The organism is Povalibacter uvarum, from assembly GCF_014202975.1.
GTDB lineage: Bacteria > Pseudomonadota > Gammaproteobacteria > Steroidobacterales > Steroidobacteraceae > Steroidobacter > Steroidobacter uvarum.
This window is the reverse complement of record NZ_JACHHZ010000001.1, coordinates 1,178,744-1,203,156: the sequence shown is the minus strand read 5'-3', so window position 1 is coordinate 1,203,156 and position 24,413 is coordinate 1,178,744. Positions and strand designations below refer to the sequence as shown.

20 protein-coding genes are annotated in these 24,413 nt (G+C 62.7%); 16 read left to right on the top strand and 4 right to left on the bottom strand.

Features of this window, described 5'->3' with window-relative positions; translation table 11 throughout:
* The first annotated feature begins 12 nt into the window (after window positions 1-12).
* The 10 genes from HNQ60_RS05130 to HNQ60_RS05085 all read left to right on the top strand — a co-directional run bounded on the left by HNQ60_RS05130 (window position 13) and on the right by HNQ60_RS05085 (window position 10,576).
* On the top strand, window positions 13-1,965 hold the full coding sequence (locus tag HNQ60_RS05130) for a heme lyase CcmF/NrfE family subunit (protein ID WP_184329910.1): 1,953 nt from the start codon (window positions 13-15) through the stop codon (window positions 1,963-1,965).
* Window positions 1,966-1,968: 3 nt separating this feature from the next.
* A complete protein-coding gene (locus tag HNQ60_RS05125; protein WP_184329909.1) occupies window positions 1,969-2,499 on the top strand; it encodes a DsbE family thiol:disulfide interchange protein in 531 nt (176 codons plus the stop codon).
* Window positions 2,496-2,939, top strand: coding sequence for a cytochrome c-type biogenesis protein (locus HNQ60_RS05120; protein WP_184329908.1), 444 nt, complete (start codon window positions 2,496-2,498; stop codon window positions 2,937-2,939). The genes HNQ60_RS05125 and HNQ60_RS05120 overlap by 4 nt, the downstream gene beginning before the upstream one ends.
* On the top strand, window positions 2,936-3,997 hold the full coding sequence (locus HNQ60_RS05115; protein WP_184329907.1) for a tetratricopeptide repeat protein: 1,062 nt from the start codon (window positions 2,936-2,938) through the stop codon (window positions 3,995-3,997). Before HNQ60_RS05120 ends, HNQ60_RS05115 begins: the two co-directional genes overlap by 4 nt.
* 15 nt (window positions 3,998-4,012) lie before the next feature.
* Entirely contained in the window at window positions 4,013-4,903 is an 891-nt protein-coding gene (locus HNQ60_RS05110) for a MaoC family dehydratase (protein ID WP_184329906.1), read from the top strand.
* 11 nt (window positions 4,904-4,914) lie between these two features.
* On the top strand, window positions 4,915-5,463 hold the full coding sequence (locus HNQ60_RS05105) for a nitroreductase family protein (protein WP_184329905.1): 549 nt from the start codon (window positions 4,915-4,917) through the stop codon (window positions 5,461-5,463).
* Window positions 5,464-5,654: 191 nt separating this feature from the next.
* Window positions 5,655-6,134, top strand: coding sequence for a hypothetical protein (locus HNQ60_RS05100; RefSeq protein WP_184329904.1), 480 nt, complete (start codon window positions 5,655-5,657; stop codon window positions 6,132-6,134).
* On the top strand, window positions 6,131-6,718 hold the full coding sequence (locus HNQ60_RS05095) for a DUF4136 domain-containing protein (RefSeq protein ID WP_184329903.1): 588 nt from the start codon (window positions 6,131-6,133) through the stop codon (window positions 6,716-6,718). The genes HNQ60_RS05100 and HNQ60_RS05095 overlap by 4 nt, the downstream gene beginning before the upstream one ends.
* Window positions 6,719-6,881: 163 nt before the next feature.
* Window positions 6,882-8,636, top strand: a complete 1,755-nt coding sequence (locus tag HNQ60_RS05090) for a redoxin domain-containing protein (protein WP_184329902.1) — start codon at window positions 6,882-6,884, stop codon at window positions 8,634-8,636.
* Window positions 8,637-8,809: 173 nt separating this feature from the next.
* Window positions 8,810-10,576, top strand: coding sequence for a DUF885 domain-containing protein (locus HNQ60_RS05085; protein WP_184329901.1), 1,767 nt, complete (start codon window positions 8,810-8,812; stop codon window positions 10,574-10,576).
* A gap of 86 nt (window positions 10,577-10,662) precedes the next feature.
* Here the strand turns inward: HNQ60_RS05085 and HNQ60_RS05080 are convergent, their stop codons facing one another.
* From HNQ60_RS05080 to HNQ60_RS05070, 3 genes are all read right to left on the bottom strand, one after another.
* Entirely contained in the window at window positions 10,663-12,117 is a 1,455-nt protein-coding gene (locus HNQ60_RS05080; protein ID WP_184329900.1) for a CHRD domain-containing protein, read from the bottom strand.
* Between the two features lie 126 nt (window positions 12,118-12,243).
* Window positions 12,244-12,858 (bottom strand): hypothetical protein, encoded by a 615-nt coding sequence (locus tag HNQ60_RS05075; protein ID WP_184329899.1) that lies wholly within the window; start codon window positions 12,856-12,858, stop codon window positions 12,244-12,246.
* 102 nt (window positions 12,859-12,960) lie between these two features.
* Entirely contained in the window at window positions 12,961-13,446 is a 486-nt protein-coding gene (locus HNQ60_RS05070; RefSeq protein WP_221304021.1) for a GNAT family N-acetyltransferase, read from the bottom strand.
* Between the two features lie 308 nt (window positions 13,447-13,754).
* Between HNQ60_RS05070 and HNQ60_RS05065 the strand changes: the two genes are divergently transcribed.
* The 6 genes from HNQ60_RS05065 to HNQ60_RS05040 all read left to right on the top strand — a co-directional run bounded on the left by HNQ60_RS05065 (window position 13,755) and on the right by HNQ60_RS05040 (window position 23,891).
* Window positions 13,755-15,770, top strand: a complete 2,016-nt coding sequence (locus HNQ60_RS05065) for a tetratricopeptide repeat-containing sulfotransferase family protein (RefSeq protein WP_184329898.1) — start codon at window positions 13,755-13,757, stop codon at window positions 15,768-15,770.
* Window positions 15,771-15,816: 46 nt separating this feature from the next.
* Complete coding sequence (locus HNQ60_RS05060) at window positions 15,817-18,195, top strand: TonB-dependent receptor (protein ID WP_221304020.1); 2,379 nt, start codon at window positions 15,817-15,819, stop codon at window positions 18,193-18,195.
* A 128-nt stretch (window positions 18,196-18,323) separates the two neighbouring features.
* Complete coding sequence (locus HNQ60_RS05055; protein WP_184329897.1) at window positions 18,324-19,553, top strand: sterol desaturase family protein; 1,230 nt, start codon at window positions 18,324-18,326, stop codon at window positions 19,551-19,553.
* 114 nt (window positions 19,554-19,667) lie between these two features.
* Complete coding sequence (locus tag HNQ60_RS05050; RefSeq protein WP_184329896.1) at window positions 19,668-20,201, top strand: CHRD domain-containing protein; 534 nt, start codon at window positions 19,668-19,670, stop codon at window positions 20,199-20,201.
* Between the two features lie 202 nt (window positions 20,202-20,403).
* Complete coding sequence (locus tag HNQ60_RS05045; protein WP_184329895.1) at window positions 20,404-21,696, top strand: sugar MFS transporter; 1,293 nt, start codon at window positions 20,404-20,406, stop codon at window positions 21,694-21,696.
* Window positions 21,697-21,857: 161 nt separating this feature from the next.
* On the top strand, window positions 21,858-23,891 hold the full coding sequence (locus HNQ60_RS05040) for a TonB-dependent receptor plug domain-containing protein (RefSeq protein ID WP_221304019.1): 2,034 nt from the start codon (window positions 21,858-21,860) through the stop codon (window positions 23,889-23,891).
* A gap of 54 nt (window positions 23,892-23,945) precedes the next feature.
* Here the strand turns inward: HNQ60_RS05040 and HNQ60_RS05035 are convergent, their stop codons facing one another.
* A complete protein-coding gene (locus tag HNQ60_RS05035; RefSeq protein ID WP_184329894.1) occupies window positions 23,946-24,359 on the bottom strand; it encodes a winged helix-turn-helix domain-containing protein in 414 nt (137 codons plus the stop codon).
* Window positions 24,360-24,413: the final 54 nt, after the last annotated feature.

Below are 24,413 nucleotides of genomic sequence, written 5' to 3'. Positions count from 1 at the left end.
CGTTTCTTCTTTATGAGTGTTGAGCTAGGCCATTTCGCACTGATCCTCGCGTTCTGCCTGACGCTGCCGCAGGCGTTCTTCGGGCTCGCGGGCGCCGTCTATCGCAAGCCGCACTGGATTGCGCTGACGCGCAATGCAGTCGTCGGGCACTTCGTTCTCACTGCCGTTTCGTTCGCGTGTCTCATGCACGCGTTCTACGTCAACGATTTCTCCGTGTTGTATGTCGCGCAAAACTCGAACTCCGAGTTGCCGACGATATATCGACTGGCTGCGACCTGGGGTGCGCATGAAGGCTCGCTGCTCCTGTGGCTGCTGGCGCAAGCGACGTGGACACTTGCCGTCTCCATATTCAGCCGCTCGATTCCCGATGTGGTCACGAGCCGCGTCCTCGGTGTGCTTGGCCTGATCAGCGCGGGCTTCGCACTCTTCATTCTCACGACGTCGAGTCCGTTCGAGCGACTCTGGCCAGCCGCGGTGGACGGCCGCGATCTGAATCCGCTGCTGCAGGATCCTGGTCTCATCATTCATCCGCCGATGCAGTACATCGGCTATATCGGCATGTCAGTGCCGTTTGCGTTCGCTGTCGCGGCCATGCTCGAGGGCAAGCTCGATTCAGTATGGGCGCGCTGGGTCAGGCCGTGGACCAACGTGGCGTGGGTCTTCCTCACTTGCGGCATCACCCTGGGCAGTTGGTGGGCGTATTACGAGCTTGGCTGGGGCGGCTGGTGGTTCTGGGACGCTGTCGAGAATGCATCGTTCATGCCCTGGCTGGTCGGCACGGCGCTGATTCACTCGCTTGCGGTCACGGAAAAGCGCGGACTCTTCAAGAGCTGGACGCTGCTGCTGTCGATCACCGCGTTCTCGCTATCGGTGCTCGGAACGTTCCTCGTTCGTTCCGGTGTCGTCGAGTCCGTCCATGCGTTCGCGAGCGATCCGGGTCGAGGCTTGTTCATCCTCACGTTCCTGGGCTTGTGCGCGGGATCGGCACTCGGCTTGTACGCGTGGCGCGCGCCGCTGTTCCGGACGAACACCGGTTTCGCGCCCGTATCGCGCGAGTCGTTCCTGCTCATCAACAACGTCCTGCTCGTCGGAGCGACTCTGCTGATCCTGCTCGGCACGCTGTATCCGATGTTTCTCGATGCGTTGAATCTCGGGAAGATCTCCGTTGGTCCGCCGTACTTCGACATTGCTTTCCTCATTCCGATGCTGCCGATGGTCGTGCTGCTTGCACCCGGCATGCACGCCGGGTGGAAGAAAGCCGATTTCGGGCGCACGAAGGGGCTTCTTCTCGTGCTGCTCGCAGTCTCAGTGGTCGCGGGAATCGCACTCGCGCTCGTTGCGTATGGCTGGCATTCCGTCATGACCGTGATCGGATTCAGCCTCGCATTCTGGGTCGGCCTCTCGGCGCTCGTTGATCCGGTGTCGCGCCTGCGCAAAGGCCATTCGCTGTCGGCAGGCGTCATCGGCATGAGCGTTGCGCACTTCGGTCTGGCTGTCTTCGTGCTCGGCGTCGCGACGACCCAGTCGTATCGCCAGGAGATGGACCTGAGCTTGCGCCCCGGGCAGACGGCAGAGCTTTCCGGATTCCAGTTCACGATGACAAAGCTCAGCGACGTAAAAGGCCCGAACTACGAGGCGACCGAAGCGGAGATCCGGATCACGCGCGATGGCAAGGAGATCGCAGTGCTGCACCCGCAGAAGCGCATCTATCGCGTGCAGAAGAACCCGATGACCGAAGCGGGCATCGATTCCGGTCTGACGCGACACCTGCTCGTGTCCATGGGTGAGCCGCTGGGCGATGGTTCATGGAGCCTGCGCCTGCAGTACAAGCCGATGGTGAGGTTCATCTGGATGGGCGCCTTCACCATGGCACTGGGTGGCCTCATTGCCGCATTCGACCGGCGCTATCGCAAGCGGGTGACGGCCGACGATGCCGTCGCCGCCGCTGACGTAAAGACTGTTTAAACGATGCTTCGATACCTGATTCCAGTCGGACTGCTGGCCGCGCTCGTTGCGTTCTTCTTCGTCGGGCTCGGCCGTGACAAGCAGACGTTGCCGTCGCCGCTACTCGGCAAACCCGCGCCGGCATTCTCGCTGCCGCGTGTCGACGATCCCACGCAAACCGTGTCGAACAAGGATTTCGCCGGCCAGCCCTACGTGCTGAACGTGTGGGCGACCTGGTGCGTCGGCTGCCGTCAGGAGCACGACGCGTTGCTTGCGATTGCCGCCCGCGGTGAAGTCCCGATCGTGGGCCTGAACTGGAAGGACGAGAGGGACCTTGCGCAGCAATGGCTGCGCGAGCTCGGCAACCCCTACGTCGTCACCGCCTTCGACCAGGAAGGGCGCGTCGCCATCGACTGGGGCGTTTACGGCGCTCCGGAGACATTCCTGGTCGATTCAGCAGGCAACGTCATTCACAAGCACGTGGCGCCGCTGACCGTCGAAATCTGGGAGCGTGAGTTCCTTCCTTTGCTGAAGCAGCAGGCGGTGTCGCGATGAGAATCTGTGCGGCCGTGCTCGCGTGCATGCTGCTGGCGTCGTTTGCGCACGCCATCGATACGGCGCCTGCGTTCGCGGATCCAGCGCAGCAAGCACGCTATGAGCGCATTGCCCGCGAGCTGCGCTGCCTGCAATGCCGCAGCGAGACGATTGCCGATTCCAATGCTTCGCTTGCGGAAGATCTGCGCCGGCAGTTGCGCGAACTCATCGCCGCAGGCAAGACCGACGCCGAAATCATGACGTACATGACGGATCGCTACGGCGACTACGTCCTCTATCGGCCACCGGTGAAGTCGAATACATGGCTGCTGTGGGCAGCACCCGCGCTGCTTGTGCTTGGCGGCGGCGTGATCGCGGTCGTCGTGATCCTCCGCAAGTCGAAGCTCCCCGACGACGATCTGCCTGAAGACGATCGCGCTCGCGGCTCGGGTGCTCCATGACGGCGTTCTATATCGTTTGTGGAATCCTGTTGCTGGCGGTGCTCGTGTGGGTGACGTTGCCGCTGTGGCGTCCGCAGCCCGCGGTGGACAAGGTCGCCACGCAGAGGGAGCGCCGCGTTTCCAGTGCAATCGTCGTGCTCGCCGTGGCCGGCCTCGCGACGGCGATGTATGGGCATCTGAGCAACTGGGATTGGAACGCCGTCGAAACCGCGGCACAGGAAAGCGCGAACGTCGATGAAATGCTCGGACGCCTCGAGGCCAAGCTCGCGGCCAATCCGGAGGATGTGCAGGGCTGGCTTCTGCTCGGCCGTTCCTACACGACATTGCAGCGTTTCGGTCGCGCGGTGGATGCCTACCAGCAGGCTTACACGTTGACGAACGGCGAGAACATCGAAGCGGTGATCGGGTTGGGAGAGGCGCTCGCCCTGATGGACCAGGGCTCGCTGTCAGGTCGCGCCGGCGAGTTGATCGACGCGGCACTGCGCAAAGCACCCAACAATCCGAAGGCGCTCTGGTACGGAAGTATTGCGGCGCTGCAAGCCGGCGATCTGAAGCTTGGCCGCGATCGGCTGCAAGCCCTGCTGGCCCAGACCCCCCCTCCGGAGTTGCGCACGGTCCTCGAACGGCAGATTCAGGCATTGAATGAGCAGATGGGCGCACCGGCCGAAGGCGGCTCGTCCGCGTCAGCAGCTGCGCCGGTTGCCGACCATGCGCGAGTGATTCGCGTCGCAGTCAGCATCGCACCCTCGGTTCAGCAGCAGCTGAAGGGGTCCACGCCGTTGTTCATCGTCGCAAGGGATCCAGAAGCCGGCGGACCGCCGCTGGCCGTGGAACGTCACAGCTCCACAGCCGTTCCTCTGACCGTGGAATTGAGCGAAGCGGATGCCATGATGCCTACCCGAACGATTGCAACGGTGCCTCGCGTGCGTGTCGTCGCGCGGCTATCCCTGAGCGGTGCCCCGCAGGAACGCAGCGGCGATTTCTACGGGGAAGCCGACTATGATTTCAGCAAGGACACAGGCACATTGCAGATCGTCATCGATCGCACCGTTCCTTAAGCTCACCCGTTCCTGATGCCAGCCACCGCCAAGATTTCATTCGCCGGTCTGCCCTCGATGGTGCCGGCATACGTCCGGGTTTTGCTCGGCAAGAAGCCGTACATCGCACCCGCGGGCACGACGGTTACGCCGATCGAGCTCGAGGCGCGTACGGTGAAGCTCTCGGAACGCCATCTGCAACAGTATCGCGATGTCTGCGGCGTGCCGGCTGCAGCCCATCTGCCGCCTGCGTATCTGCATGCAGTGGCGATGCCGATGCACATGCAGCTGTTCATCGCACAGGGATTCCCCGTGAAAGTCCTCGGGTTGATTCATCTGAGGAACACGATCCGGGTATTCCGCGCCATCGATGCAAAAGCACCGCTGCGGCTGACGGTCCATTTCGACACCCTGCGGCTCACGGACGCAGGGCAGGAGTACGACTTCACGACGCGCTACGAACGCGACGGGCAAGTCGTATGGGAGGAAATCAGCACGATGTTCGCGCGCGGCAATACGCCGACGAAGACCGAAGGCGGCAAGCGCCCGTCGATCGAGCGCTCGGCGCATCCGCAGGAAGGCACCGATACCCAGACGCTCGAGATCCGGGAGAACACCGGCTGGCGGTATGCGCGCGTCTCGGGTGACTTCAATCCAATTCATCTGACGGCGCGCACCGCGGCGATGTTCGGCTTCAAACAGGCCGTCGCGCACGGGATGTGGTCGTTGGGCCGCTGTCTCGGCGCCGCTGCAGTCCATCTGCCGCCGGACGGCATTCAGATCGACACTCAGTTCAAGCTACCGGTCTATCTGCCTTCGCAAGCGCTGTCGCGCACCTGGGCGGTCGACAATGGCGTCGACATTGCCATGTGCACGATGCGTGGCGACCGCCTGCATCTGGCGATGCAGGTTCGAAAGCTCAAATAGATGGACTCCCAATGGATCTGCTGACCGGCATCGAATCGCGGACCTCCGCATCCAAGCTGACCGCGCCTGGCCCCAAGAGAGAGGATCTGGAGCGCATCATCGCCGCGGGAGTGCGGGCGCCGGATCACGGTCGTTTGCGCCCTTGGCGCTTCGTCGTCCTCGAAGGCGACTCGCGGAAGGTGTTGGCCGATGCCATGGCGAACCTGTTGTTGGCCAAGATGCCGGGCGCGACGCCGGATCAGCTGGAAGCCGAGCGCAACAAGCCGATGCGTGCACCGACGATCGTCGTCGTCGCGGCGCATCCCACGAAGGGCAAGATTCCCGAAATCGAGCAGATCCTGGCCGTCGGTGCGGCGGCCCAGAACATGATGCTTGCTGCCCACGGACTGGGCTACGGCTCGATGTGGAAGACGGGCGGCGCCGCCTATGACCCGTCAGTGAAACAGGCGCTCGGGTTGGCCGCCGAGGATCACATTGTCGCGCTGCTCTATCTCGGGACGCTCGCTGCAGCAGGTCCTCTGATTCCCGCGCCGACGGACGGCGTGGTTCGCTGGCTGTAAGGCAGGCGCCCGGTCCGCGCGGATTCGACCGGCCGATCCGCTGTTCCCAAAGTACTCATTGCTCCGATAGGTCGCTCGCGCGCCTACTAGCGAGCAGGCGGAAATCTGTCATCCCCGCTTTCGCGGGGATGGCGCTGGGCTCCAGGGAACCGGAACGCTGAATGGTCGATTCATGGCCACAGAGGTGTGTCATGACGCGCAAGTTGATCGGTTGGTCGATGGGACTCGTTGTTGCGGCGGGAATCGGTGCGGCTGGCGTACTGAGTGTCGCCGGAGCCCAGGAGAAGGTCGCGTTCGTCCAGGAGAAAGCCAAGGCCGAAGTCAGGATCGCGGAGCTGGCTTTCGATGATGCGAAGCGCGCGCGGGTCCAGGGGCGGCTGGTCGGCCCTGGCAAGCACGAGTACACGTTCGATGCCCGCAAGGGCCAGAAGGTGAAGCTCTCGCTGTCGTCGGAGCTGTCGCCCTGGATCGGGATCGATCTGCTGGCGCCCGTGTTTGCGCCGACAGTGAAGACCGGGCCCGCCGTGTACAGCAATTTCATCGACGGCACCACGAGCTGGGAAGGCGTCGCGCCCGGGAACGGAACCTACACGGTGCGCCTCGTACTGCTGCGCTCGCAGGCGAAACAGGTAGGCAAGGTCGACTACGAACTGGATGTGGATCTCAAGTGACAACGAAAAAAATACTGACCCCGATCGCAACGATCTCACTGCTGCTGGGCGCTTGCGCAAGCGATCCCATAGAAATGGCCGGCGACCCCGGTGCGCTGCCGGCATTCCAGACCTTCAAGGTGCAGGAAGAGCGCTACGTCTTCCCGGAACAGATCACCGATGATCAGCGCGCCAAAGTCAGCAGCGAATTGCGGGCAGCCGCCGTCGGCGCGCTGCAGAGTCGCGGCTATCGCGAAGTGACGGGATCCGAGCCCGCCGATGTGCTGGTCGTTCTGGGCGCCGTGAGTCGCACCACGATGACAGCAGCCGTCGAACAGGACCTGAGCAAACACATCAACCCGGTCGACACGACGGTGTTCGATGGGAGCTCCGGCAACACGCCGGCGCCTGTCGGCGAACAGCGCCCGCCCGGCGTCGGCCGCGAGGGCGATCTGATTCTTTACCTGATCGATCCGGCGACGCAGCGGTCGCTGTGGCGCGCGAGCTCGAGCGGTGCGGCAACGACGCCGGGTGAAGCGCTGCGGAAGGCTCGCTCGACGTATCGCTCGATGGTGCGCAAGCTCCCCGAAGCCAAGCCGGCCTGAGTTCACACAGGCAAAACCCCACTGATCGTGTCGTCCCGATACGCAAGTTGCGCCATGCGGTTTGGCGTGGACGAATCTTTGCGCTCCCTTTCAGTCGGTCGATAGACACCCCTCGAAGCCGGCACGCACACTCCCGCGGTTCGAGATTCGACAGGGGGTATCAATGAACATTCTTTCGCGTGCGCGAACTTTCGCTGGGTTGCTGGGAGCGATGCTCTGCGCCGGTCAGGCATTCGCTTTGAATGCCGGCGACACGGCGGACAACTTCCGGCTGAACGATCAGACGGGCAAGTCGCACGAGCTCTACTATCTTTCCGACATGAAAGCCGTCGTGCTCATGGTGCAGTCCAACGACTGCGCGGCGTCCGATGCGGCGATTCCAAAGCTGAACAAGCTCCGCGATGACTACCAGGCGCGCGGCGTTACGGTATTGATGCTGAACTCGGCGCAGAGCCGTGAAAGCGTGCTCAAGGCAACGCAGGCATCGACGAATGTGCCGATCCTCATCGACGAGCTGCGGCTCATCGGCGAATCGCTCAACGCGACGCAAGCCGGCGAAGCGCTCGTGATCGATCCGCAGGGCTGGAAGGTTGCCTATCGCGGCCCGGTCGAAGCGGAGGGCGCGAGCTATGCCAAAGATGCAGTGGATGCGCTGCTGGCCGGCGCACCGGTCAAGACGAGCAAGGCGGCGATGAAGGGTTGCGCCGTGATGCTGCCTGAGCTCGGCAAACGCAACGCGCACGCGAAGATCTCCTATGTGAAGACCATCGCGCCGATGCTCGAAGAGAAGTGCGTTACCTGTCACCGGGCCGGCGGCATCGGTCCGTGGCAGATGACGAGCTACGAAATGATCCGCGGATTCGCGCCGATGATTCGCGAAGTCGTCCGGACGCAGCGCATGCCGCCCTGGCACGCTGATCCGCATTACGGCGTGTTCAACCACGATCGCTCCCTGAGCGAAGAGCAGGCGAAAGCACTGGTTCACTGGATCGAGGCGGGCGCGCCGCGCGGCGAAGGCGCCGATCCACTCCTCAGCCAGAAGAATGACTGGCCGGAATGGGTGGGTGGCCAGCCGGATCTCATCGTGGAGATTCCTGCGTTCGAAGTCCCCGCGACCGGGACGATCGAATACCAGAATCCGATCGTGAAGAACACGACGGGCCGCGACGTGTGGGTGAGCGCTGTAGCGTTCAATCCCACCGAACGTTCGGTGGTTCATCACATCCTCGCCTATGCGACTCGCGCCACTGGAAACGTGAGCGGGGCAGCCGCGCTGCGTGACACCTACCTCGCCGGCTACGTGCCCGGCGGCGACATCGTGCGATTTCCTCCGCAGACCGGCGTCTTCGTGCCGAAGGACATGAACTTCCGTTTCCAGGTGCACTACACGGCGGCGGGCAAGACGGCGACGGATGCGACGAAGGTCGGCCTGTATTTCATGGACGCTCCGCCGAAGTATCCGCTGCGACAGATGGTGCTGCTCGATCCGTTCCTGAAGATCCCGGCGAATACGAAGGAACACCGGATCGTCGCGCCGCCGCGCACGTTCGATCGGGATGTGCTGATCTATACGCTGACCGCGCATTCGCACTATCGCGGCATCGCGTCGAAATACGTCGCGCGCTATCCGGATGGTCGCGAGGAAATCCTGCTCAATGTGCCGAAGTACGACTTCAACTGGCAGACCGCCTACGAGCTGAAGGAACCGAAGCTGCTGCCCAAGGGCACGACCCTGATCTATGACACGGTCTACGACAACTCGTCGCAGAACAAGGCGAACCCCGATCCGAACATCGAAGTCCGGTGGGGCGAGCAGAGCTGGCAGGAAATGATCTACGGCAACGTTCGCTATCGCTTCGTCGACGAAGAGGTCGGAGCACTGAAGACGGCACCCTCGCAGGAAGCGCCGCCGTTCTGAAGGCAGATGGCCGCAAGCAGCGAGCGATGAGTGGCGAGCCAGACGCCGGAACGTAGCTGGCTCATAGCTCATGGCTCGCCGCTCGCGGCCTTCTGTATACACCGAGCCATCGCATCGCAGTTCGTATTCACGGCTCCCGGTGGCAATATGCGCGGAGTTTCTCGGAGAACAACATGAACCGAACGCTTCGCATCCTTTCCCTGGCTGTCGTGCTGATGCCCGCTGTCGTGCTGGGGCAGGCGCAACAGAACGCTGCAGAGATCGAGCTCGCGCGCGCACTTGCCGACTACGAGCGTATCGATCGCACGATCGATCCGATCACGTCCGGTTCGGAGGGCGATCGCGAGGCGCTGCGTCGTTGGCCGGATGTCAGTCCGCAGTTCGAGAAGCGCATGAGCGATGAGCTCGCCGCGGTCGGCAAGCGCCTCGATGCGATCGACGCCGGGCAGCTGTCGCAGGAGTCAGGGCTCAATCGCACGCTGGCCTCCCATGCCATCGCCACGTCGATCGAAGAAACCGGTTTCGATTTCTCGCGCATCGCCTTCCAGAATGACGATGGCTTCCATACGCTGGCGGACTATGTGGCGCGCACTTCGGTGATCGCTTCACGTGAGGATGCCGATGCATGGCTCGCGCGACTCGATGCGCTGCCGGCGTTCTACGATCAGAACGTCGCGAACCTGCGCCGCGGCATCAAGACGAAATTCACCCAGCCACGCATCGTCGTCGATCGCGTCCTCGATGTGGCACGACAGCAAGCTGCGACGAAGCCCGCGGACAGCGCGTTGCTGCTCCCGTTCCAGAAGATGCCGGCGAGCATCCCGAAGAGTGCGCAGGATGAGTATCGCGCGAAGGCGCTCAAGCTTGTAACTGAGCGGATCGGTCCCGCCCAGAAGGCGTTCGCGGACTTCCTCGCGAAGGAATACGTGCCTGCCGCTCGTCCGGCGATCGCATGGCGCTCAGTGGCGGGAGGAGAGGAGAGCTATCGCTTTCTCGCGCGGCGCGAAACCACGACCGCCATGACGCCGGATGAAATCCACAAGCTCGGCCAGTCCGAAGTGGCGCGAATCCGTGGTCTCATGGAAAAGACGATTGCCCAGACAGGATTCAAAGGCAGCTTCGCCGAGTTCCTGCGGATGCTGCGGACCGATCCGAAGTTCTATCCACGCACCGCGCAGGAGCTGCTCGAGAAGGCCAGCGAGATCGCGAAGCGCGCGGATGGCGGACTGCCGCCACTCTTCAACACGCTGCCGAGGCTGACCTACGACGTGCGTCCCGTTCCGCCTGAAATGGCGGAAGGCTATACGACGGGCCGCTACTGGGGCGGCAGCATGAAGCTCGGCCAACCAGGCGGCTATATCGTCAACACTTCGAAGCTCGATCAACGGGCGCTCTATGAGCTGCCGGCACTGACGGTGCACGAGGCGGTACCCGGTCATCACTTGCAGATCGCGCTGGCCCAGGAACTCGATGGCCTGCCGTACTTCCGTCGCAACTCCGGCCCGACCGCCTTCGTAGAGGGCTGGGGTCTCTATTCGGAGTTCCTGGGCGAAGAGATGGGCATCTATCGCGACTCGTACGAAATGTTCGGTCGCTATTCTTACGAAATGTGGCGCGCGTGCCGCCTGGTTGCCGACACGGGCATTCACTGGCTGGGATGGGACATCGAGCAGGCGCGGCGCTGCTTCACCGAGAACTCAGCGCTCTCGACCCACAATATCCAGACCGAGCTCGAGCGCTATATCTCGTGGCCCGGCCAGGCACTCGCCTACAAGATCGGCGAGTTGAAGATCCGCGCCCTGCGACGCGAAGCAGAAGCGGCACTGGGTGAGAAGTTCAACGTCCGCGAGTTCCACGATGTTGTGCTCCTCGGCGGAGCCATTCCGCTGGAGGTGCTCGAGGGCAGAGTGAAGGAGTGGGTGGGGAAGAGGAAGCAGTGAGCGACGAGCGGTGAGCGACGAGCCAGAGGAAGCACTCTCTGTCTTTCCTCTGGCTCGCCGCTCACCGCTCACCGCTCACCGCCTCTTCAATTATTCAACGCCCCCGCCTCAATCCACGATTTCACTTCATCGATGGTGTCCTGATCGAGGAACGGTCCGCCCAACGGCATGCGGCTGCCGCTGATGCCTGCGGTACCTTCGAGTTTGCGGATGATGTAACTGTTCCCCACGCTATTGGGCTGCACGCGCTGCAGCGATGGTTGCTGCACACTCGCGACGCCGACCAGTGCCGCGAATGTCGCGCCTGTCGACGAAAGATTCATCGACGACGGGAGTGAGCCGCCACCGCCCGTATGACATCCAGAGCAGCGCGGCGTAAAGATCGTGTTCTGAAGTTCAGTGAGTGTCGTCGCGGGCGGCGGCGGGGGGGCTGGATTCGGAGTGATCTGACCGCGCAGTTCGCCGCCGGCGTTCGCAGGTGTGTGAATGTCGGCATACCAGCCGTTGCCATCGAAGTCTGTGCGATCAGCCGCAGTGACCGGTGCAAGTTCGACGAACCAGTGCCCCGGTGCAGCCCCATCCTTGGCGAGCGTGAGCAGCGCTGTGGCGTTGTTGGCGCCAGCAGCGGCCTTGTGGACGTGAGCATCGGTCGCATCGTCGACGCCGCTGGCGACGATGTGCACAGTCGCGGTGCTGGCTTTCGCGTCGACAGTGGTCGCCGCTGTCGCGCTCGCTGATGTAGTCACGGCTGGAACGACAGCACCCCCGGTCAGGTCAGTGAGCACGAGCGTGATGTTCTCCGGCTGAATCTGTCCCCGGATCTCGCCAGCCGGGTAGGCGGCGGAGTGCACGTTCACGTAGAGGCGGCCGGCGAACAGCCCGTTGATCTGTTCCTCCGTGAGCACCGCTCCCGCCTGCGCATCCCATCGATTGGGATTCGATCCGCTCTGGACGAAGTTGACGATCACGGGTCCCGCACTGCCCGCGAATGCGTCGTGAATATGGGCGAGCGTGGCCGTGATGCCCGAGACCGTCACGCCGCCCGTCACCGTGCGATCGATGAGGTTGAAGGTAAGTTCTCCCGTACCGCTGGCAGTGGAGTTCGGGCGGGGCAATGTCTCGTTCGGCGACAGTGTTACCTCGATGACGGGATGATTGTTGACAGCGACCGTAACTGCTGGCGTTGTCGCGGTGGCCCCTGCCGCGTCAGTGACACGCGCGGTGAGCGTGTGATTGCCGTCGCTCACGCCTGATGTGTCCCATGTGGTCGTGTAGGGAGACGTCGTCACCGTGGCGATCGTCGAACTGTCGACGAGGAATTCCACGCGTGTGACGCCTGCTGCTGCTGTGACAGAGGCTGTGAGCGTGGCGGATCGATTCAGTGAGCCCGACGGAAGTGCTGCGAGCGTGATCGTCGGTGCAGCCGGAGGTGGCGGAGGCGGCGGGTCGCCCCCGCCTCCGTAGCCGCCTCCACTGCCGCCGCAGGCAGCGAGCGTCGCGAACAAGAAAGTCATGACGATGCGATGAGCGTGAACGCGCATTGTGTTCCCCTGCGTCCGGCGAATGGACACGAACGAGCCTCGAGCGGCGTTGCGTTCGTGTAACGGTGCTTACGGACGTAAGTGATCGCGCGTGTGGTGCTGGTTCAACTCAGTGCGCCAGCGATCTCATCGCGAAGGCGAGGGCACGAGTGCGGCGACGATGAGTCGCGGTCGATGCATGTTGCCGAACGAAGAGCAGTGCAGTCGATCCTCGACGACTTGCACGGTGAGGTAGGGAAGGATCGAGCGAGTCAGCTGACGAACCAGTTCGCAATCGCCCGGCTCGATTCGCATGCGCCTGTCGCGCGCGAATGAAATGGTTTCCCAGTGGGCGGGGAAGCGCTGGATGTCTTCTGCGCTGGGCAGGCTTTGGCCCCGGGTGCGCGCGATGAGTTCCTGCTCCGACGTGTAGGTGGTGAGGGCTCGCACGTTCTCTTCAGTGGCCAGAACAGGAGAGGCGAGCGTGATCTGAAAGACCACGTTCCCGACCTGCTCGTTGCAGGCAAAGCCGTTGAGCCTGAGGCTTTCGTGCGCACCGAGGCGGGTCAGGATGACTTCCAGTTTCTGGCGCAGGCCGCCGCATGTATAGAAGGTGCTGTCGCCGCGGTACTGGAAAGTCAGTCGCTGAACCTTCCAGACGGCCTCGACCGGCTCATTCGATGCGCGGGCGTCGAACGCCAGCAGGCCAGCGAGGAACACGATCCCCGCAGCCAGTCGCAACAATCCTGATCGCGCTGCCATACATCTCCCTCGGCGGGCCGATGGAGGTTCCCTGCATTGCCGGCCGCTTGAGGTCAGAACACGGCAATAAGCAGTTTGATGCAGCGATGTGAGAAAAAGTTTCTAGAGCGCGTCGCGGGGAGGGCGCAGCATTTCGATGTGCGGGATGCCGTCTTCGAGATATTCGTCCGAGTCAGTGACGAAGCCGAACGTTCCGTAGAATCGCTGGAGGTGCGACTGGGCGCTGATGCGGAAGCTCGCGGTCGAATGCCGCGCATCCACCTCGCGCAAGGCCACTTCCATGAGCTCCTTGCCGATCCCGGTTCCCCGGAAGGACTGGGTGGTCAGGACTCGCCCAAGCGATGGCTCCGTGAACCGGGTGTTGGGACCGAGCAGCCGAAGATAGGCGGCGATCTTGTCGCCCGACCAGCCGATCAGGTGTCTCGCTTCCAGGTCGAGGCCGTCCAGGTCCTGGTACGGGCAGTTCTGCTCGACGACGAAAACCTCCACGCGAACGGCCATCAGCGCGTAGAGCCGTCGCGGCGACAGGTCGCTGAGGTGGCACCATTGCCAGTGAACCATCGTCATGCCTCGGTCATAAGAAGCCATCGGGGAGACGCATGTTGCCGCTGTACCACGCAAGGCCGCAATGCATACAAGCGATTCTGTCCAGCGTTGCCAGATGCGCCTTGCCTCTGTTGATGCCGATGGTTAGCCTTCATACCGGCCTCCGGCGAGCGTCGCCGGAACGGTCCATCTGGCACCGCGCTGCGCATCCGAAGAAGCGGGCGTGGGGAAAAGAAGACGGGGAGTGTCCTGAGCGAGTCATCGACGATGATCCCGAGTCGGCGGCAGCGGCGAAGCGCGCAAGCGTTCGGACGCCGGCTGGGTCGACGCTCTCTCCCCGGGCGGTTGTCATGAGCTCCCCTGATCCGATCGGCACGCTGCAAGAAGCGCTGACCCATACCGCGCGGCTGCTCGACCGCGAACCGGTGCTCGCTGCCGAACAGGCGCGTGAGATTCTGAAAGCCGTTCCCCGGCATCCGCAAGCCATGCTCCTGCTCGGGATTGCATCGCGCCTGAACGGCGAGGGCACCGCGGCCGTGGCGACGCTGCGTTCTCTTGCGGAGCAGCAACCCCGTTCGGCGCAAACGCACTATGAGCTGGGTCTGGCGCTGGGGGCAGTCGGCGAGGCCGAGGCTGCCGTCGCAGCTTTGCGGACCGCCGTCGGTCTCAAACCGGATCTGCCCGATGCCTGGCGCGCCCTGGCCGATCACCTGTCGGCGGCCGGGGACTCGGCGGCGTCGGAGCACGCTCATGGTCAGAGCATCCGGTACGCATCGCGTAATCCGCGCTTGCTTCAGGCTGGTGCTGCGCTGGTCGAGAATCGCATCGCTCACGCGGAAGCCATTCTGCGGGAGTACCTGCATCAGCATCCGACCGACGTTGCCGCTATCCGGATGTTCGCGGAGGTGGCCTCGCGTCTGGGTCGCTACGGCGACGCCGAGAATCTCCTTGCCCGGTGCCTTGAACTGGCACCCGATTTCCTGTCCGCACGACACAACTACGCTGTCGTGCTGCACCGGCAGAATCGGTCGCCTGAAGCGCTGAAGCAGATCGACCTGGCGCTGGCGCGTGACCCCAGCAATCCCGGCTATCGCAATCTGAAGGCGGCAATCCTTGCGCGACTGGGCGACTACGAGTCGGCCATCGCGATCTATGCCGACGTCCTTGCACGCTACCCTCGTCAGGCAAAGGGGTGGATGAGCTATGGGCACGCTCTGAAAACGGCGGGACGGATCGACGACTGCATAGGGGCCTATCGAAAGAGCATCGAGATCACGCCGCATCTCGGCGAGGCCTACTGGAGCCTCGCAAACCTGAAGACATTCAGGTTCACGCCGGCCGAGCTCGATTCGATGCGGCGGCAGGTGTCGCGCTCCGATATTTCGGACGAGGACCGCTTCCATTTTCATTTCGCCATGGGCAAGGCGCTCGAAGACGCCAAGGAGTACGCCCAGTCCTTCGAGCACTACGCCCGGGGCAACGAGCTGCGCAAGGCCGCGATCGACTACGATCCGGACGAGAACTCTGCGAATGCCGCGCGCTCGCGGCGGCTCTTCACCCGGGAATTCTTCGCCGAGCGCGCGGGATCGGGCAGCCAGGCGCGCGATCCAATCTTCATCGTCGGACTGCCGCGTTCCGGCTCGACACTGCTCGAGCAGATCCTGTCCAGTCATCCGCTGGTCGAAGGCACGATGGAGTTGCCGGACATCACCGGCATTGCGCGCGTACTCGGCGGACGCAAGACGAAGCAGGAAGTGTCCAGGTATCCGGAAGTGCTGGCCGCACTCAGCGGCGATGAGCTGAAAGCACTCGGCGAGCAGTACCTGTCGCAGACACGGATTCAACGCAAGACCGATGCGCCGTTCTTCATCGACAAGATGCCGAACAACTTCGCGCATACCGGACTGATTCACCTGATCCTGCCGAATGCGCGGATCATCGATGCGCGCCGGCATCCGCTGGGCTGCTGTTTTTCAGGCTTCAAACAGCACTTTGCCCGCGGTCAGCATTTCAGCTACGGACTCGTGGACATAGGGCGCTACTACCACGACTACGTCCAACTGATGGCGCACTTCGACGAAGTGCTGCCGGGCCGAGTGCATCGCGTGATCTACGAGCAGCTCGTATCCGATACGGAATCCGAGGTGCGGCGGCTGCTCGACTATTGCGGCCTGCCTTTCGACGAGCGCTGCCTTCGTTTCTACGAGAACGACCGCGCGGTGCGAACCGCCAGCGCCGAGCAGGTTCGCCAACCGATTTTTCGCGACGCGGTCGATCACTGGCGTCACTACGAGTCCTGGCTCGATCCGCTGAAGAAGGCGCTCGGTCCGGTGCTCGATACGTATCCTTCGGTGCCGCAGCTCTGACGACCGCAAGCCTTTTTCATTCGAACGACATGGGGAGACCAAGAAGATGACACGCAGCAGATCTCGCAAACTGAAGCGCCTGCAGGCGCTCAAGGGGCGGGCAGTCGCCACGAGCATGCCGCTGGCCGCGGCACTGCTGGCAACCAGTCCCGGTGCACTGTCACAGGAACAGAGCAACGTGGTTCTCGAGAACGTGATCGTGACCGCGCAGAAACGCCAGGAAGATCTCCAGGAGGTGCCGCTCAGCATCCAGGCGCTGGGCACCGCCAAGATCGAGGAACTGGGCATCTCCGACTTCAACGACTACGTGAAGTATCTGCCCAGCGTGTCGTATCAGACGATCGCGCCTGGCTTCGCGGCCGTCTACATGCGCGGCGTCGCAAGCGGCGGTGACGGCAATCACTCGGGTTCACTGCCGAGCGTCGGCATCTACCTCGACGAACAGCCCATCACCACGATCCAGGGCGCACTCGATGTACATCTGTACGACATCGCTCGCGTCGAAGCGCTCGCAGGTCCGCAAGGCACGCTGTACGGCGCGAGCTCGCAGGCCGGCACGCTGCGTATCATCACGAACAAGCCGGATCCGGGTAAGTTCGCCGCGGGCTACGACATCGAGGGCAATACGGTTGCCGAAGGCGGCAACGGCTACACAGTCGAAGGCTTCGCCAATCTGCCGATCTCCGACACCGCGGCGATCCGCCTCGTTGGCTGGGCGCGCAAGGATGCCGGCTATATCGACAATGTCGCAGGCACGCGAACCTTCCCAAGCTCGGGTGTCACGGCCGACAACTTCGATCGCGCCAAGGACGACTACAACGACGTGGAGACCTACGGCGCACGCGTGGCGCTGCGCGTCGATCTCGGTGACAACTGGACGATCACGCCGACCGTCATGGCCCAGAACCAGAAGGCCGAGGGCAGCTTCGGCTACGATTCCACGGTCGGTGAGCTCGACCTGACTCACATGTTCCCGGAGGATTCGGACGACACCTGGGTCCAGGCGGCTCTGACGGTCGAAGGCCGGATCAGCAACCTGGATCTCGTGTATTCGGGTTCCTACCTGAAGCGCGACGTCGACACGAACTCGGACTACTCCGACTACTCGTATTTCTATGACGTGCTCTACGGGTACGGCGCGTACATCATGGACGACGACGGCAATCTCATCGATCCGTCGCAGTACATCCAGGGCAAGGACCGCTACAACCGGCAGAGCCATGAGTTGCGCATTTCGACGGATTCCGAGAAGCGCGTCCGTTTCGTCGGCGGCCTGTTCATGCAGCGCCAGGAACATGACATCGAACAGCGCTACCTGATCCAAGACCTCGGCGCGGACATCTCCGTGTCAGGCTGGGAAGACACGCTGTGGCTGACGAAGCAGGATCGCGTCGATCGCGACTATGCGGCGTTCGGCGAACTGAGCTTCGACATCACGGACAAGCTGACGGCGACCGGCGGTCTGCGGTACTTCAAGTACGAGAACTCGCTCGAAGGCTTCTTCGGCTTCGGCGCGGGATTCAGCGGATCGACGGGCGAGGCGGCGTGCTTCGATCCGAATCCCTTCAATGGCGCGCCCTGCAAGAACCTCGACAAGACCACCAAGGACGACGGCACGATCGGCAAGGTCAACCTTTCCTACCGTATCGATGATGACCGCATGATCTACGCGACCTGGTCGCGCGGGTTCCGGCCGGGCGGCATCAATCGCCGCGGTACGCTGCCGCCCTACAAGGCGGATTACCTGACCAACTACGAGATCGGCTGGAAAACGACGTGGGCGGACAACCGCGTCCGCTTCAACGGCGCGATCTTCCAGCAGGAGTGGGAGGACTTCCAGTTCTCGCTGCTCGGTGCCAACGGCCTGACGGAAATCAAGAACGCGAACCAGGCGGAGATCCGCGGTATCGAGGCTGATCTGAGCTTTGCCGTGACGTCTGGACTCACGCTGTCGGGCGGTGTCGCGTTCCTCGAGTCGGAGCTCACCGAGAGCTACTGCGGATTCGTCGACGCGAACAACAACCCCGAGACGGACTGCCCTGATCCTGAGGCGCCGAAAGGCACCGAATTGCCTGTCACGCCTGAATTCAAGGGCAATCTGACGGCCCGTTACGGGTTCCCGATCGGCTCGCTGGAGGGCCACGTGCAGGGTTCGGTGGTCTATTCGGGTGAGCGCAAATCCGATCTGCGCGTCTACGAGCAATCCATCATCGGCAGTCTGCCGAGCTACACCATCGCGGACTTCACCGCCGGAGTGGCGACGGAGAACGGCATGACGTTCGAGCTCTTCATCAGCAATGCGTTCGACGAGCGTGCGGAGCTTTATCGCTTTGCACAATGCGCCGAGGCGGTTTGCGGCGAGGAGGTCTACATCGTGACGAACGAGCCGCGGACCGTCGGCCTGCGGTTCGGCCAGAGATTCTGACGACAAGCGAGACCCCGGGGCAGTGCGTGAGCATTGCCCCGGGCGCTGCGTAAGAAAAATCCGCGCTCGCCTCGTGCGGGCGAGAAGCGGAAACTAGGGCATCGATCTTCGGGGGAAGCTCGCGTGTCATGAACTACGTCGAGGTCGCCATTCCGTTCTTCATTCTGGCGATGGCGCTGGAATACCTGTACGGCCTGCTCGCTAAGAAGCAGACGTATCGGCTGAACGACACCGTCAACAGCCTGCAGCTCGGCGTGCTCAGCCGGCTCGTCGACATTCTCAAGCTCGGCTTTGCGGGCGTCGTCTTCGGCGCGCTCGTGAAATGGATGGGCTTGCCGCAGTGGTCGATGGAATCCGCGTGGCAGTGGGTTGCGGCTTTCGTCGCCTATGATTTCTGCTACTACTGGAAGCATCGCTTCGGTCACGAGTGGCGCATCATGTGGGCGTCGCACGTGGCGCATCATCAGAGCGAGGAGTTCAATCTCAGCACGGCGCTGCGGCAGACCGGCACCGACTACATCGGATTCGTTTTCTACATCCCGCTGTTTCTTGCAGGCGTCCCGGCGGCCGTTGTCGTGACGGTCGGCAGCCTGAACCTCATCTACCAGTTCTGGGTGCACACCGAACACATCCGGCGCCTCGGTCCGCTCGAATGGATTCTCGTCACGCCTTCCAATCACCGGGTCCATCACGCACGGAACCCGGAGTATCTCGACAAGAACTACGGCGGCGTTTTCATTCTCTGGGATCGCATGTTCGGCACCTTCAAGGACGAGATGCCCGAGGTGCCGTGCGAGTACGGCATCACGTCCGGGCTCAAGAGCTGGAATCCGCTCTGGGCGAATCTGCATTTCTGGCACGACACGGCGCGCCTCGCCTGGCGCACGCGCAGCTGGGTCGACAAGCTGAGGATCTGGTTCATGCCGCCGGCCTGGGTGCCGGCGGACCTGGCGGGCGACGCACAGCCCTATGCCTGGAAGAGCCCGGGCAAGTTCGATCCTCCCGCCACGACCTTCGGCAAGACGTATGTCTTCATCCAGTTCTGGCTGCTGACAGTAGGGTCCTTGTGGCTGCTCGGCGTTGTCGACCGGTTCCCTTACTCCTTCGCGATCGCGGCGTTCCTCTGGTTCTGCATCTCGTTCTATGCCCAGGGCGCATGGCTCGAGGGGCAGCGTCATGGTCGCTGGCTGGAGTGGATCAGGCTTGCCGCCACCCTGGTGCTTGCCCTGGGCAGCCATCAACTATGGCCGGAAGTCCCGCAGACGCTCGGCCTGGTCGTCGCTACGTATAGCGGCGTCAGCGCAATCGCGCTCCTCATCGAACAATTCACTTCTTCCCCCGCACTCACCTCGGCGTAATCGCTGGCGGCGGCTGACCCCCCAAGTCCAAGGGTCGGGGTCGTGCCAGCGGCGTCGCAGGTTGCGGACCCGACCGGGTCCGCGTCGTCATGACATTGCGAGGAGGGAAGTCTCATGAAGGTTCGATTGACCTCGTCCCTGGCAGGGATCCTGGCCGGAATGGCTGTCGTCGTCATCGGCGCCGGATCGGCGGTTGCCCACGACAAACACAAACGCGAAGAAGTGGTTCGGGCGCGGCTGACCAGCATTCAGGAAGTGCCGGCCGTCACGACGCCCGCGAGTGGATTCTTCAAGGCCGTCATCGACGACGAGGCGGGCACGATCGAGTACACGATCAGCTACGAGAATCTGCAGGGAGCGGTAACACAGAGCCACATCCACGTCGGTCAATTCGGCGTGAACGGCGGCATCAGCGTTTTCCTTTGCAGCAACCTGGGCAACGGACCCGCTGGAACGCAGGCTTGTCCGCCGGCACCGGCGGAAGTCTCCGGGACGATCGCGATGACTGACGTGATCGGGCCGGCGGGTCAGGGCGTGACGGCCGGCGATTTCGCGGATCTGTTACGGGCTATCCGTTCCGGCGTTGCTTACGCAAACGTCCATACGGATCAGTTCCCTGGCGGCGAAACGCGCGGCCAGATTCGCTGATCACATCGGTCGCGGCAGAGGCGGGGCGCGGGTTCATCCGCGCCTCGTTCATTTCTGGTGCAGAAAAAAAGCCGGCGCATTGCTGCCTGACGGAATGATTGCGTTGTCAGCTGGGGTAAGATCCCGGGCGCCGCACCGCACCCGCTTCAGGCGGGCTGGTGTGCGCGTTCGTGGGGGATAGCAATGCACTCGAGAGACCAATATGGCCTACCAGTCAACGAGCACAACAACATCCGCAGTCAGTGAGAGCCGAACAGAAACCAGTTACCTTGCCGCCCTGATCGTTCTGACGTCCCTGTTCTTCATGTGGGGACTGATCACTTCACTCAACGACATCCTGATTCCGCACCTGAAAGCGGCGTTCTCGCTGACTTACTTCAAGGTGATGCTGATCCAGTTCTGTTTCTTTGGCGCGTACTTCGTCATGTCGATCCCGTCCGGACTGCTCGTGGAAAGGGCGGGGTACAAGCGCGGAATCATCATCGGCCTCTCGACGGCCGGCATCGGCTGCCTGCTGTTTTACCCGGCAGCGGGATCGCAGTCGTATCCGTTCTTCCTCGGTGCGCTGTTCGTGCTCGCCTCGGGCATTACGCTGCTGCAGGTCGCCGCCAATCCGTACGTCGCGATTCTCGGTCCGCCGCGGACCGCGTCGAGCCGACTCACGCTGACGCAGGCGTTCAATTCGCTCGGTACGACGATCGGACCGTTCCTCGGCTCCGTGCTGATCCTGTCGACGATCACGCCTTCAGGCGATCCGGTGGCTGACAAGGCTGCGGAAGCCGCGACGGTGCAGGGTCCGTACCTTGTGCTCGCCGCGACGTTGTTCGTGATCGCAGTGCTGATTGCGATCGTGAAGTTGCCGCAGATCGAAGCGCAGGAACCCTCCGCGGAAGCGTCCGCCGCCGGCGGTGCGCATCAGCATCACGACAGCGTGTGGGGCTATCGGCACCTGGTTCTGGGTGCGGTCGGCATCTTCGTCTACGTCGGCGCGGAAGTGTCGATCGGCAGCTTCGCGGTCAATTTCATGGCGAATCCGGACATCGCCGGCCTGAGCGAGCAGACGGCAGGCAAATACCTTTCGTACTACTGGGGCGGCGCGATGGTCGGCCGGTTCATCGGTGCGTGGGTGATGCGATACGTGAAGCCGGGCAAGGTGCTCGCGTTCAACGCTGTTGCCGCGATCGTTCTGCTGGTGATCGTGATGCTCTTTGCCGGCAAGACGGCGATGTGGGCATTGCTCGCCATCGGCCTGTTCAATTCGATCATGTTCCCGACGATCTTCACGCTCGCCATCGAAGGTCTGGGCAAGCACACGGGCGCTGCTTCCGGCGTTCTGTGCATGGCGATCGTGGGCGGCGCGATCGTGCCGCTGATCCAGGGCTACTTCGCCGATATGAACCTGCTGTACTCCTTCATCATCCCCGCGGTGTGCTACCTCTTCATCGCACACTACGGATTGAAGGGGCATCGGGCCGATATCGCGCCGACACGCTGATTCCAGCGCAGGGGCGGACGGACTTTCTCCGTCCGCTCCTATCTTCCACGAGCCTTCTTCACGAACGCTGACGATATCCGGTGCGTCCTTGCGCAAGCATCGCTATAGCCATACGGATATAGCGCAAGGTATCCTCCCGCGCGCATCCAACGGGAGGACAGGTGAAGAAAGTCGCTGCATTGCTGGCGTTGCCGGCGCTCGCTCATGGGTCGATGGCAGGCGCCGAGGATGGGACGTTCACGCTCGGGGAGATCACGGTCACCGCGACAAGGGTCGCCGAGGATGTTCTGACCGATGCCATCGTCGACCGCAAAGAGATCTGGAGCTTCAATCGCAGCACGCTCGATGAAGCCGTCAAGCTCGTAGCCGGCGTGACGAGCACCTTCGACAGCAACGGTCGTCGCAACGAACACGACATCCTCGTGCGAGGGTACGGTCGCTGGCAGGTTCCGCTGTCGATCGACGGCATCCGCGTCTATCTTCCCGCTGACAACCGGCTCGATTTCAGCCGCTTCCTGACCGACGATCTTGCGCAGATCCAGATTCAGAAAGGCTATGCGTCCGTGATCGACGGCCCCGGTGGTCTCGGCGGTGCGATCAACCTGGTTACCCGGAAACCGACCGAGAAGTTCGAGGGGGAAGTGCAGGCCGGCCTGTTCGGTGCGGACAGCGATGATCAAGGCTGGCTCGCGGCAGCGCGGGTCGGTACGCGGCAGCACAAGTTCTACGCGCAGGCCAGCGGCAGCTATCTCGACCGTGATCACTGGAGCGTATCCGACGACTTCCAGCCCACGGCGATCGAAGACGGCGGCGAACGAAACGGCTCCGACAATCGCGACTGGCGCGTGAATGCGAAGGTCGGTTTCACTCCGAACGAGACTGACGAGTACAGCCTGAGCTACACATCGCAGTCGGGCAGCAAGGGTGCTCCGCTCAACGTCTTCAACAATCCACCCAATCCTCCGAACAGCTATTGGCGCTGGCCGTGGTGGGACATCGAGAATCTCTACTGGCTGTCGAATACGCAGCTTGGATCGAATGCGTATCTCAAGACGCGCCTGTTTTACAACACGTTCGACAATGCGCTGTACGCGTACGACAACGCCACTTACGCGACACAGTCCGCGAACGGCCGCTTTCGCAGCATCTACGACGATACGGGATACGGCGGAAGTATCGAGGCCGGCATGTCGCTCACCGATCGCGACACGCTGCGCGCAGTCGTTCACTACCGCCGCGACAAGCATACGGAGCGCAACTACAACCGCCCGACGCATCCGACATTGAGTTCAGTGGAACCCTTGCAGGAAACGCTCGAAGACACCTGGTCCGTCGCGCTCGAGAACACATTCAAGGCCACTGCGGCGATCGATGTCGTGCTTGGGATCAGCTACGACAAGAACGATCTCAAGCGGGCGCAGGAGTACAACACCACGCAGGCATTGTTCGGCTATCCGACCGGTGGCAGCGATGCAGTGAACGCGCAGGGCGCCGTTCACTGGCGCTACGCGGATGGAGCGCGGCTGTATGGAAGCATCTCGTCGCGCACTCGATTCCCGACGATCTTCGAGCGATACAGCACGCGATTCGGTACCGCTGTGCCCAATCCTGATCTCGAGTCCGAACGAGGCACGAACTACGAGATCGGATGGGAGGCGGCCCTCGGTGAGCGAAGCAGTCTGTCAGCCGCCATCTTCTACAACGATGTGGCTGACATGATTCAGACCGTCGTCGTCAGCGCAGGACCGCCGCAACTGACCCAGGCGCAGAATGTCGGCGATGGCGAGTATTACGGCATCGAGCTGTCCGGCGATGCCCATGTGTTGCCGCAACTGCGTGTCGGAGGCAACTACACTTACCTCGAACGCAGGATCGTCGATCCGTTGCAGCCGAATTTCCGGCCGACGGGCACGCCGTCGAACCAGGCTTTCCTGTTCCTGGCCTATCAGCCCTGGGAGTCGTTCACGATCACGCCGAGCGTGGAAATCGCCGACGATCGATGGAGCGACGTAACAGGCGGCGGCTATATTGAGGTCGGCAGCTACACGCTGGCGAACTTGCAGTTCCAGTACGCTGCGGAACACTGGGAAGTCGCGGTCGGCGGACGCAATCTGGCGGACGAAAACTACCAGCTGGCGTATGGGTACCCGGAGCAGGGACGGACGTGGTTCGCGAAGTTCAAGGCGTTCTTTTAGAAGCGGTTGGCGGCTGGTTCAGAGCGCGCTTTCGCGCTCCAGAAGGCGAGACGTTCAATGTCGACGAGACTTGCGCGCTGTTCCCTGTTGAGATCTGGAAACCGGACGGCGTGCGTTCGCGGCCCCTCCGCTGACGTTCTTCAGAAACGGGCCGAACTGCTTGTCCGCCCGTGCATTCATCGCTTCCTCGAAATCGCGGTAAGTGGCGATCATCGATTCGCCCAGCGCGGTGAGTGTGGAGCCGCCGCCGCCGCTGCCGCCGATGGCGGTCACCACGAGCGGTTCGCGGAAGGATTGGTTAAGGCTGTTGAGGAGCTGCCACGCGCGCCGATAGCTCATGTCGAGTGCCTTGGCGGCCTGGGAGAGGGAGCCGTATTCGCGCATCTTTTCGAGCAGCGCGATTTTCCCGGGTCCGATGGCGTTGTTGCGGTCGAAGTCGACCCGCAGCGTGACTCGAAGCTTGCTCATTCGAAGGCTCTCCCGAAGCGAAGCAACGAACGTAACGCAGTAGCGTCACGGCGC